General features: G+C 46.5%; 7 protein-coding genes. All 7 read left to right on the top strand.

Annotated elements, in window-relative coordinates; translation table 11 throughout:
* Positions 1-59: 59 nt before the first annotated feature.
* The 7 genes from AB3489_RS09595 (at position 60) to nusA (ending at position 12,386) form a co-directional block, all read left to right on the top strand.
* On the top strand, positions 60-1,208 hold the full coding sequence (locus AB3489_RS09595) for a 1-deoxy-D-xylulose-5-phosphate reductoisomerase (RefSeq protein ID WP_368292695.1): 1,149 nt from the start codon (positions 60-62) through the stop codon (positions 1,206-1,208).
* Between the two features lies 1 nt (position 1,209).
* Positions 1,210-2,289 carry an RIP metalloprotease RseP gene (gene rseP, locus AB3489_RS09590; RefSeq protein ID WP_368292694.1) on the top strand — a complete coding sequence of 360 codons (1,080 nt, stop codon included), beginning with the start codon at positions 1,210-1,212 and terminating at the stop codon, positions 2,287-2,289.
* Between the two features lie 655 nt (positions 2,290-2,944).
* Complete coding sequence (gene ispG, locus AB3489_RS09585; RefSeq protein ID WP_368294613.1) at positions 2,945-4,054, top strand: flavodoxin-dependent (E)-4-hydroxy-3-methylbut-2-enyl-diphosphate synthase; 1,110 nt, start codon at positions 2,945-2,947, stop codon at positions 4,052-4,054.
* 128 nt (positions 4,055-4,182) lie between these two features.
* The gene (locus AB3489_RS09580; RefSeq protein WP_368292693.1) at positions 4,183-5,907 is read left to right on the top strand and encodes a proline--tRNA ligase; all 1,725 of its coding nucleotides are present in this window, start codon (positions 4,183-4,185) and stop codon (positions 5,905-5,907) included.
* 648 nt (positions 5,908-6,555) lie between these two features.
* Positions 6,556-10,269, top strand: a complete 3,714-nt coding sequence (locus tag AB3489_RS09575; RefSeq protein WP_368292692.1) for a PolC-type DNA polymerase III — start codon at positions 6,556-6,558, stop codon at positions 10,267-10,269.
* Positions 10,270-10,427: 158 nt separating this feature from the next.
* A complete protein-coding gene (gene rimP, locus AB3489_RS09570) occupies positions 10,428-10,886 on the top strand; it encodes a ribosome maturation factor RimP (RefSeq protein WP_025205410.1) in 459 nt (152 codons plus the stop codon).
* A 27-nt stretch (positions 10,887-10,913) separates the two neighbouring features.
* Entirely contained in the window at positions 10,914-12,386 is a 1,473-nt protein-coding gene (gene nusA / locus AB3489_RS09565; protein WP_368292691.1) for a transcription termination factor NusA, read from the top strand.
* Position 12,387 lies beyond the last annotated feature (1 nt).

The following is a 12,387-nucleotide window of genomic DNA, read 5'->3' as shown; positions in this document are numbered from 1 at the left end:
AAGTAAAACTTAAGCATGATGAATTAAGCTAGATTGAAATTTGAATTGGAGATATCAAAGTGAAAATAATTTCGGTCTTAGGTTCCACCGGTTCAATTGGCACGCAGACACTGGATGTGGTCAGAAATTCGGAAGGAAAATTAGCTGTCTATGCTTTGTCGGCCAATTCTCGGGCCGACCTTTTTGAACAGCAGATCCGCGAGTTCAGGCCGAGGATTGCCGTAATGATGCAGGAAGAAAAAGCACTTTACCTGAAACAACAGGTTGTTGACCTGCCTGTTAAGGTGCTGGTAGGTATGGAGGGACTGCTTGAGGCAGCGACTGCAGCAGAGGTTGACACGGTTGTGACCGCAGTCAGCGGCAGTATTGGTCTTGAACCTACACTGGCTGCACTGAACGCAGGAAAAAATATTGCGCTGGCCAACAAAGAAACGCTCGTTGCCGCAGGGGAACTTGTAATGCAGACAGCAGAACGGAACGGCTGTTCCATCATTCCTGTTGACAGTGAACACTCTGCTGTGTTCCAGTGTCTCAGCGGCAACGAAAATGCAGTTAAGAAAATCATTCTGACTGCTTCAGGCGGCCCTTTCAGAGGATGGAGCAGGGAAAGGCTGGCTGAGGTAACACCGGTAATGGCGCTGAAACATCCGAACTGGAATATGGGCGCCAAGATCACCATTGATTCGGCAACCATGATGAACAAAGGTTTGGAAGTTATTGAGGCAAAATTTCTTTTCGGCGTAGATTATGACCAAATTGATGTCTTGGTTCATCCTCAGAGCATTGTTCACTCGATGGTCGAATTCCGTGACGGCACTGTTCTTGCCCAGCTTGGCATACCGGATATGCGCATTCCGATTCAGTATGCGCTGACCTATCCCGAACGCTGGGAAAACCGTTTGCCGGAACTTTCGCTTGCCGGAAAGAGCTTAACGTTTGAGAAGCCCGATTTGGCTGCTTTCCCATTTTTGAAATTCGCTTGTTCCTGTGGTCAGACGGGAGGGACACTTCCTGCTGTCATGAATGCTGCCAACGAAATCTGTGTACATGCTTTCCTGGCAGGACGCATAAAATATCTTGAGATGCACGAACTTGTGGAACGCACTTGTCAGGCCCATCAGGTTCTGGAGATAAAGGACCTGGATACCGTACTGGCTGCGGACAGATGGGCTAGGGATTATGCTGCATCACAAATAAATTTGGGTTGAGGTGAATGGTTTGTTTGAAATATTGAAAACGGTAATTGCTTTTATCGTAATATTTGGCGTTTTGGTATTTGTGCATGAATTTGGGCATTTTATCATAGCCAAGAGATCGGGGATCAAAGTGCTGGAATTTGCTTTTGGCATTGGGCCAAAGCTTTTTGGGTTCCAGGGTAAGGAAACGCTTTACTCCGTCAGGATACTGCCTCTGGGAGGGTTTTGCAGATTCTTAAGTGCTGAAGAAGTCGAAGAAAGCGATCAGGTCAGCAGGGAGGAACTGTTGGCCCGAAGTTTTGAAAGCAAATCAATCTGGAAGAGAATGGCCGTCATTGTGGCCGGACCGCTCATGAACTTCATCCTCGGTGCGGTGCTTTTTGTGGTTGCTTTTGCCTTTTTTGGCGTAGCCGTAGCCGATAACCAGAACTTAATCGGTGAGGTGTCACTGGGTAAACCTGCAGCCACGGCGGGACTCGCCGCCGGGGACAGAATTATTGCGATCAATGGCACAGAGACTCCAGACTGGAATTCTGTAACGCAGCAAATTCACACCAACCCCGGAGAAAAGATGTCGTTTACCGTAGAAAAAGCGGATACGAAACAAATTGTCACGATTGAGATTACCCCGGCCTATGATCAGGAGCTTGGAAAAGGATTGATCGGGATTGCGCCTTCTTATACCATGCAGAAAGTATCCGTCCTGAAATCCATTCAATATGGTTTTCTGCAGACGGTAGAGTTTACTAGACAACTCGTCCTTTATCTGATCCATATGATTACCGGTAAGGCGCCGGTTGAACTTTCGGGTCCGATTGGTGTTGCCCAGGTCATCGGGGAAGGCGTAAAACAGGGCATGTCATCGCTATTTACCCTGGCTGCTGTGCTCAGCATCAACTTTGGTGTATTAAATATTCTGCCGCTGCCGGCGCTCGATGGCGGTCAGCTGGCCGTGATGACTTTTGAAGGAATCCGGCGTAAGCCTTTAAGTATCGAAAAGAAAGGCTGGATTCAGCTGACAGGCTTTGCGCTGCTCATTGCGCTGATGATTGCGGTGACGTATCAGGATATACTGAGGATTGTTACGAAGTAAACTTTTTTGGTTTAAGAATAGCGGATATGTCTCTATAGCGTTTGAATTATGAATGTTATTTGAAACCCTATTGTTTGGGCAAGGCTGCGGGCCACAATACCGCCTTTCGGCCGTTGTGTCCTCCGTGGCCCGTCGCTCCTTGCCATCCATGGCCATCAAAAGGCCGCGCTACGCACTCCTTGCTCCGCTCACAGCGAAACTGTGGCCCGTAGCCTGATTTTTAGGGTAATTGGCATGACTTATATGGAAGTTGCAGTTCTTCTATGTAGAGAATACAATTATAGTTCTCTTGCTGGGAATTCATACTAGATTTTAATTACGAATAAAAAAGCGTGTTTATCTGATTTGATTTAAGAACGGATTATTCTTTAGCCTTTAAGTTCCCAACGCTATGCAAACGAATGACGTTAGCTAGGTCAATCATCATCTGAATGCATCCAATCGATGATATCAGAGCGCTTGAAGGAGCTTGGCAGGCTTCTTCTTCATAGAGATACTTTCTGGCTCTTTGATCTAGCTTGCAAATTAAACTTAAGATTAGTCTGGGGGCCACAGTTCCGCTGTCAGCGGAGCACGATGCGGAGCGCGGCTTTTTGTGCCACGGAGGGCACAACAGCCGAGAAGCGGCATTGTGGCCCACAGACTAGCCCAAGATATACTACGTCAAAATAGGAGGGTTAATCGATTGAAACGTAGGATTACGCGAGAAGTGAAAATCGGATCGGTGGCAATTGGCGGAAATAACCCGATCGTGATTCAGTCGATGACCAATACGGATACCCGGGATGTTCAAGCCACCCTCAATCAGATCAGGCACTTGGCTGGCATTGGCTGTGAGGTTATCCGGACGGCTGTCCTAAATGAGCGGGCTGCGCTTGCCTTGAAAGACATCTGCAGCCTTAGCCCGATTCCGGTAGTTGCGGATATTCACTTTGACTACCGGCTTGCACTTAAAGCTGTTGCAAATGGGGTTCATGGACTCCGGATCAATCCGGGAAATATTGGTGAGCGCTGGAAAGTACAAGAGGTTATCAACGCGGTCCGCGAAAGAAACATCCCGATCCGGATCGGAGTCAATACCGGATCTCTGGAAAAGGAAATCCTTGAGAAACACGGCGGACCGACCGCGGAAGGGATGGTCGAAAGCGCTTTGGGCCATGTCGGCATCCTGGAACAGGAAAACTATCATCATATTAAGATCTCCCTGAAATCGTCCCATGTTCCGTTGATGATTGACGCTTACCGCATGATTGCCGATCGGGTGGACTATCCGCTGCATGTCGGGGTAACCGAAGCCGGTACGGTCAGATCCGGGGTGGTAAAGTCTGCAATCGGCATAGGAACGCTTCTGGCTGAAGGCATCGGCGATACGATCAGAGTCTCACTGACAGGCGATCCTGCAGCAGAGATTCCGGTTGCCCAGCAGATTCTGCGGGTACTGGATCTCAAGAAAGGCGGATTCGAATTAATCAGTTGTCCGACCTGCGGCAGGACTCAGGTGGATTTAGTTCATCTGGCAGAGGAAGTAGAACAGAGACTTGAAGCTTTACCGGCACCATCCAAGAGCGTATCCATAGCCGTGATGGGCTGTGTGGTCAATGGCCCTGGGGAAGCCCGGGAAGCCGATTTTGGCATTGCAGGAGGAAAAGGCAGGGGGCTGCTTTTTGCACGGGGTGAGGTCATCGCACAGCTGCCTGAAGATGAATTAGTGCCGGCTTTGATGGAGAAAATCGAAGCGGATTTAAGTCTATCAGAAAAACGCTAAACATTTTCTGATAGATCTTTAAAAATAAATCAGTGGTTTTCCGGTTGTTTAATCCTGTGTGAAAATGGTAATATTGAAGAGCAAGAACTTTTTAAGAGCAAGCACTTGTTGAAAGGAAGAAATAAACAATGAAAGTTAGCCAATTATTGAATCCGACCTTGCGGGAAGTGCCTGCAGAAGCCGAAGTGATCAGTCACCAGCTCATGCTGAGAGCCGGATTTATCCGCAAAGCTGCAGCCGGGATTTATACATATCTTCCTCTGGGACTCAGAGTAATTAAAAAGATCGAGCAAATCGTGCGCGAAGAGATGGATGCCAAAGGCGGGCAGGAAGTCATGCTGCCGATTGTCCAGCCGGCTGAGCTGTGGAAAGAAACCGGACGCTGGGATGTCTATGGTCCGGAGATGTTCCGATTAAAAGACAGGCATGACCGGGAATTCTGTCTCGGACCCACGCATGAAGAAGTCATCACCGACTTGGTCAGAAGTGAAGTCCGTTCCTACAAACAGCTGCCGCTCCTTCTGTACCAGATTCAAAATAAATACCGTGATGAAAGAAGACCACGTTTCGGACTGATGCGCGGCAGAGAATTTATCATGAAGGACTTATATTCTTTTGACAGGGATCCTGAAGGTTCCAGGGAAAGCTACCGCAAGATGTATGAGGCTTATGAACGGATTTTTACGCGCTGTGGGCTGACTTTCCGTGCTGTCGAGGCAGATGCCGGTGCGATTGGCGGAACAGGTGGAACCCATGAATTTATGGTGCTGGCCGAATCCGGAGAGGCTGCGGTGGTATTCTGTCCAGATTGCGATTATGCCGCCAATGTCGAGAAAGCTGAATGTCTGCCGCATCCAGACACTGATCAGGATATTCTGGCAGGCCGGACAGGTGAGGTTCATACCCCCAATATTAAAACGATTGACCAGCTGGCTGATTTCTTAAAAATCAACAAGTCTTCTCTGATAAAAACGCTTTTGTATAAAGGCGACGACCGTTTTATACTTGTCCTGGTTAGGGGAGACCGGGAAGTCAATGAAATCAAGGTCAATAATATGCTCGGACCGTTCCTGAACCTCAGAATGGCTGACCCGGAGGAAGTCCGAGAGGTTTTCAACTGCGAGCACGGGTTCATCGGACCGGTTGGACTTAAGGATGTCTATGTTGCCGCAGACCTTGAAGTAGCTGAGATGAAACAGGGAGTCTGCGGAGCCAATAAAAAAGATTATCATCTGCTCGGTGTTGCTTGCGGAAAGGATTTTATTCCTGCCAAAATAGCAGACCTCAGAATGGTAACGCCGGGTGAACCCTGCCCGAAATGCCGGGGACCGCTCCAGGAAGCCCGTGGGATTGAAGTCGGACAAGTCTTCAACCTTGGCACGAAATACAGTCAGGCCCTTCAGGCAACCTACCTCGACGATACTGGTAAGGAAAAGGTCTGCTATATGGGCTGCTATGGGATAGGCGTCAGCAGAACAATGGCTGCCGCCATTGAGCAGAATTATGATGAGAACGGAATTATCTGGCCGATGCCGATTGCCCCGTATCATTGTATTATCGTCTCGGTTTCCTTAAAGGACGAAAATGTCGTTGCCACTGCTGAACGGCTTTATGAAGAATTAAAAGCCCTCGGAATCGAGACAGTATACGATGACAGGGACGAACGTCCCGGCGTAAAATTCAAGGATGCGGATCTCGTCGGATATCCTCTAAGACTGACCATCGGCGCTAAAGCACTCGCTGAAGGCAAAGTTGAACTGTACAACAGAAGCACCCGGCAAGTCGAGCTGGTTGAGGTGGACCGCGTTTGCAGTCTTGTAACAGAAATTATCAAAGAAGCCTGTCGTGCCTAGAGCCACGTTTTCAAAATCTTACACAAATTGTTGATTATTGAGTATTAAAAAACCGTTATGTATGGCAGGTCTGGGGGCCACAATACCGCTTTTCGGCCGTTGCGTCTTCCTTGACGCGTCGCTCCTTGCCATCCATGGCATCGCGACATTAGGCCATCCATGGCCGTCAAAAGGCCGTGCTTCGCCATCCAGGCGCGGGAACTGTGGCCCCCAGACTGATCTTAGGGTTATTCAAGCAAGTCTGCATGTCAGAATGTAGATTATTCTTGAGAATTTATTAAAAGAAAAGAACAGTGTACTCGTTATACTTCTCAAAGTTACATGCTTAATTTAAGCAAACATTATAATCTTATTATCCAAAGATTATCCAAAGATTATCCAAAGATTATCCAAAGATTATCCAAAGATTATCCAAAGATTCAGTCTGTGTGCCACAATTCCAGCGTCAAGCGGAGCATGGAGTGCGAAGCGCGGCCTTTTGTGTCATGGATGACACAACGGCCGAAAGCGGATTTGTGGCATACAGACCAACCCCAAATAAGTTACATAGTAAGTTACATAGTAAGTTACATAGTAAGTTACATAGTAAGTTACATAGTAATATGCAGTGATGTAAATTGCGTTTGGATACAGAGGAGGCATTCATTGGTGTTAAATGCGGCAGTCAAACTGGAAGCAACACCGTTTTATCAGGAACTACCAAGTGATGTCAGCATGAGGCTGGATACTTTTCTAAATTACATACTGCTGGAGAGGGTGGAGATTGTTCCTGAACAAAGAAAGTGGATACTCCATCTTTCTTTATCCTGTCCGGTCCAGGAAGAAATTCTGGGCCTCTTAACTGAATCCTTAAAGAAAAGATTAAATAGTGGAAACGAAAATAACGGAATCACGATTGAGATAAAAACAAAAATGTCTCCCGATTTTACCCTAGAGATGCTTTGTCAAGAACATTGGCTGCAAATCATCCAGGATATTCACGAGAAGGTGCCTTCCCTTAAGGTCTGGCTGAATGCTTCCGTAAAATACGAGGTTGTTAAAAACAGACTGACCTTCTTCGTTCCGAGCATGATGGCGATGGAATATTGTCAGTTGAAACAGGATAGTCTGGAAAGCTTCTTTCAGCAGAAATATGGTATGGAGGCAAGGATTTTCTGGGAAATTGAAGAGACTGCCGCTGAAGAAGAAATCTATTTTGACGCGGAAAAAGAAGAGCAAAAGTATGTAGAGGAAATCCTGTCCCAAAAGTCTGAAGAGAAAAAAGAGAAGAAAGAGCAGAATGCTGTTTTGCTTGGCAGAGAGATAAAGGGTACGCCGACTCCGTTAGCCGATATTCATGATGAGGAGAAACAGGTCATTGTAGAGGGTGAGGTCTGCGAAACAGAAATCAGACGATTAAAAAGCGGACGTCAATTATTGTCGTTCGGTTTGACAGACAAGACAAACTCAATAGGCTGCAAACTGTTCTTTGACGAAGGGAAAAAACCTCTGGAAATCAACAAAGGTGACTGGCTCAGAGTGAAAGGGGCCGTGCAGTTCGATCGTTATACGACCGAGCTGACGTTGATGCCAAGGGATATGATGACTGTTTCGAAGACGTCCAAGCCGGATCTTGCGGAAGAGAAACGGGTTGAACTGCATCTGCACACCAAGCATTCGGAAATGGATGGTGTTTCATCGATCCAAAACATGGTGAAGCGAGCCGGCGAATGGGGACATACCGCGATTGCTGTAACAGACCACGGGATCGTCCAGGCTTTCCCGGATGCAGCTGAAGCCGGAAAAAAGTACGGTGTCAAAATCATCTATGGCATGGAAGGCTATTTGGTCGAGGATGCCGGAACCAATCCGGTCGAGTTGAGCCGCAGCCGTTCTTTTCATATTATTATTCTGGCTAAGGATTATATCGGCTTAAAAAATCTGTATAAACTTGTTACCGCTTCCCATATGGAGTATTTTTACAGACGTCCCCGCATTCCGCGTTCACTGCTTGATGCCCACAGGGAAGGTTTGATCCTTGGTTCAGCCTGCGAATCAGGAGAACTGATGCGGGCAATCTTGCAAAAAAAAGATGCGGCAGAAATCAAAAAAATTGCTTTGTATTACGATTATCTGGAAATCCAGCCGCTGGGGAACAATCAGTTTATGCTGAAAAACGGTGAGGTTTCCAGTGAACAAGAATTGATCGATATTAACCGGCGCATTGTCTCTCTTAGCAAGGAACTTGGTATTCCTGTCGCGGCTACCTGTGACGTCCATTTTCTTGATAAGGAAGATGAAGTTTACCGAAGAATTTTGATGGCCGGGAAAGGCTTTGCCGATGCCGATGAGCAGGCTCCGCTGTATTTCAGGTCAACGGATGAAATGCTCAAGGAATTTGCTTATCTTGATGAAGAGGATGCCTATCGGGCGGTAGTTGCAACACCGAGAATGATTGCTGAACAGGTCGCTGAAATCAAACCGTTCCCGGACGACTTTTTCGAACCGAAGATTGAAGGCGCTGCCGATAAAATCCGGGATATGACGATGACCAGAGCGTATGAGCTGTACGGCAATCCTTTGCCGGAAATGGTTCAGAAAACCTTAAATAAGGAACTGGATTCCATCATCGGCAACGGTTTTGCTGTGTTGTACCTGATTGCGCATCTGCTCGTAAAAAGATCGAACGAGGATGGTTATCTGGTCGGATCAAGGGGTTCCGTCGGTTCATCGCTCGTCGCAACTTTTACCGGCATCACGGAGGTCAATCCGCTTCCGCCACACTATCGTTGTGCTAACCCGGAGTGTCTTTATTCAGAGTTTGTGACGGACGGAATCGCCGGAGCAGGTGTGGATCTGCCGGATAAAATATGTCCGCAGTGCGGCAGGGAACTGGTCAAAGACGGACATGACATCCCGTTTGAAACCTTCCTGGGCTTTAAAGGAGACAAGGTTCCTGATATCGATCTAAATTTTTCGGGAGAATATCAGCCCAGAGCTATGAAATACACCGAGGAGATATTTGGCAAGGAAAATGTTTTCCGGGCCGGAACGATCTCCACGATTGCTGAAAAAACTGCCTATGGTTTTGTGAAAAATTACCTTGAAGAAAGAAAGGTCAAATATAACCAGACAGAACTGAACCGGCTGGTTAACGGCTGTACGGGCGTAAAAAGAACAACAGGACAGCACCCGGGAGGATTAATGGTTATCCCGAAAGAATGCGATGTCTTTGATTTTACCCCGCTGCAAAGGCCAGCTAACGACACCTCCTCAGATATTATTACGACCCACTTCGACTACCATTCCATCTCCGGGCGTTTAACCAAACTGGACCTGCTCGGTCATGACGATCCGACGTCGATTAAAATGCTGGAGGACCTGACAGGGCTTGATGCCAAGAAAATCCGACTCGATGACACGCAAACCCTCTCACTTTTTTCGAGTACGGATGCGCTTGACGTGACTGCGGAGGAAATCGGGTCCACGACCGGAACACTCGGTATCCCGGAATTCGGTACAAAATTTGTAAGACAGATGCTGGAAGACACCAAACCTTCAAGCTTTTCTCATTTGGTCAGAATATCCGGACTTTCCCATGGTACGAATGTCTGGGTTGGCAATGCCCAGGACCTTGTCTTAAACGGTACAGCTGACATCTCCAACATTATTGCCTGTCGTGATGACATTATGATCTATTTGATTCAGATGGGACTTAATTCCAGCCATGCCTTTAAAATTATGGAGTCGGTCCGCAAGGGTAAAGGACTCAAAGATGAAGATATTGAGGCTATGAAAAAACAAAATGTTCCGGATTGGTATATTGACTCTTGTCAGAAGATCAGCTATATGTTTCCGAAGGCCCATGCTGTAGCTTATGTGACAATGGCTTTCAGGATCGCTTGGTTTAAGATCAATTATCCTGAAGCGTTTTATGCCACATTTTTTACCGTCAGGGCAGATGAGTTTGATGCGGAACTGATCTGCAGCGGTGTGAAAAAGTGCAGGGAGGCTATCAAAGAAATTGCCGCCAAAGGCAACAATGCAACGGCTAAGGACAAGAACCTGCAGACGATCCTTGAGATTGTGGTGGAAATGTACTGCCGGAAGATTAAGCTGCGCAAGGTTAATCTGTGGGAATCAGATGCGGTACGTTTTCAGGTAACACCTGATGGTCTCCTGCCGCCACTGTCATCCCTGCAGGGAGTCGGTGAAACGGCTGCGGCGAGTTTGGTCAAACTCAGGGAACATGGAACGATCAAATCTGTCGAAGATATCCAGGCCCGATCCAACGGAAAGATCAGCAAAACCGTCATTGAAACGCTTCAGCAGCACGGGTGTCTGGAAGGGCTGCCCGATAAAAATCAGCTGAGTTTGTTTTAAACTGGACATTAGGAATATTGCAGACGGAAACAGTATATGATATAGTAAAAGCAGGAATTTTATTCTAAGCAGATTTTTGGTTCAGAGTGGGGATTACCCACTCTTTCATTTGGTATGATGAAAAAATAAAAAATGCTTAACTCTAAAAGGAGTACACGATGAGCAATTCTATTCTAAACAAAGTTAGAAGTTTGGCAGAGCCACTCGTAATGGAGCTGGGACTGGAATTCGTCGATGTCGAGTATGTTAAGGAAGGTGCTTACTGGTATCTGCGATTATATATTGATAAGGAAGGCGGAGTAGAGATTGACGACTGTGCCGAGGTAAGCCATCAAATTAATGAGGTTCTGGATAAAGAAAACCCGATTCCTCAGGCCTATATGCTGGAAGTCTCTTCTCCCGGAATTGAGAGACCGCTTAAAAAGAGAGAAGATTATATTAAATATACAGGAAAGCTTGTCAGTATTAATACGACAGAAGTGTTTGAGGGATACAGCCGCTTTACCGGAAATTTAAAAGGACTGGCTGATGACCAGGTTATCCTAGAATATGAGGGGCGGAAGATTGCCATTCCTTTGTCGCTAATTGAAAAGGCCCATCTTACTTTTGATTTTTAAAATGATTTTGAGGAGGGATTCAGACAGATGAACATGGAGTTCATTGAGGCAATTCACGAATTAGAAAAAGAAAAAGGTATTTCGACAGAGATATTGTTTGAAGCGATTGAGGCTGCTCTGATATCGGCATATAAAAAGAACTTTTCCTCTTTACAGAATGTAAGGATCCATATAGACCGCTTGAATGGAGAAATTAAAGTATATGCCCGCAAAAACGTTGTGGAAATTGCGGATGATCCTCGCACCCAAATATCATTAGAAGAAGCTAAAAAAATGGACCCGAACTATTCAACTGAAGATATTGTTGAATTTGAAGTCACCCCGCGTGACTTTGGCCGCATCGCAGCGCAGACTGCTAAGCAGGTTGTTGTCCAAAGAATACGTGAGGCTGAACGTGGATTAATATACGATGAATATATTAATCGCGAGGGAGATATTGTCACCGGTATTGTCCAACGCTATGAACAGCGTAACGTCATTGTGGATCTTGGCAAGGTGGAGGCCGTACTGCCTGCCTCAGAGCAGAATCCCGGAGTAAACTACCAGCCTTTTGAAAGAATCAAGGCCTATGTTGTTGAAGTGAAGAAAACAACCAAAGGCCCCCAAATTTTACTTTCCCGCACCCATCCAGGACTGATCAAACGATTGTTTGAGCTGGAAGTTCCGGAGATTCACGATGGAATTGTAGAAATCAAAGCAGTTGCAAGGGAAGCAGGTGCACGCTCCAAAATTGCCGTTTACTCGAAAGACAAAAACGTTGATCCGGTTGGAGCGTGTGTTGGACCAAAGGGCAGCAGGGTACAGAATATTGTGAATGAACTGAAAGGCGAAAAAATGGACATCATCAACTGGTCGGCTGATCCGATTGATTTTGTCTCCAATGCGCTTTCCCCGGCCAGAGTCCTGGGTGTTTATCCGCGGTATGAAGACAAGGTAACGTTGGTGGTCGTGCCGGACTATCAATTATCCCTCGCTATCGGGAAAGAAGGACAGAACGCCAGACTGGCTGCAAAGCTAACCGGCTGGAAAATCGATATTAAGAACGAAACGCAGGCGCTCGCTCAGAATTTGATCCCGGAAGACAGCTATCAGGATGAAGAATATGAGAGTGAGTACTATGAACAGGCGTATGAACCCTATGAAGAAGGAGAATATACAGATTATGAAGACGAACCCTACGGCGATTATGTAGAAGGCGAGTATGAAGAATCTGAAGAAGAATATCAGGAATATGATGAAGGCTATCAGGACTACACAGAAGAAGGATACGATGAATATGGTGACGGGAGTTATCAGGAGGACGAGGATAGCCAATACTACGATGAATACGATGAATCTGCAGAATATGACGGCGATGAAAATGCCCCAAATGAAAACAGTGATGCTGATGTGTCATATTCAGAATTAGAATCACCTGCTAATGAAGCTTCCCAAGTAGATGAACAGCAGGAAGCAGAGAAACCCAAGAAAAAGGCCAAGTCTTCAAGCAAGAAAAAATAGG

The sequence above is a fragment of the Dehalobacter sp. TBBPA1 genome, from assembly GCF_040931655.1.
GTDB classification, from domain to species: domain Bacteria; phylum Bacillota; class Desulfitobacteriia; order Desulfitobacteriales; family Syntrophobotulaceae; genus Dehalobacter; species Dehalobacter restrictus.
This window is presented reverse-complemented; position numbering and strand designations above follow the sequence as displayed.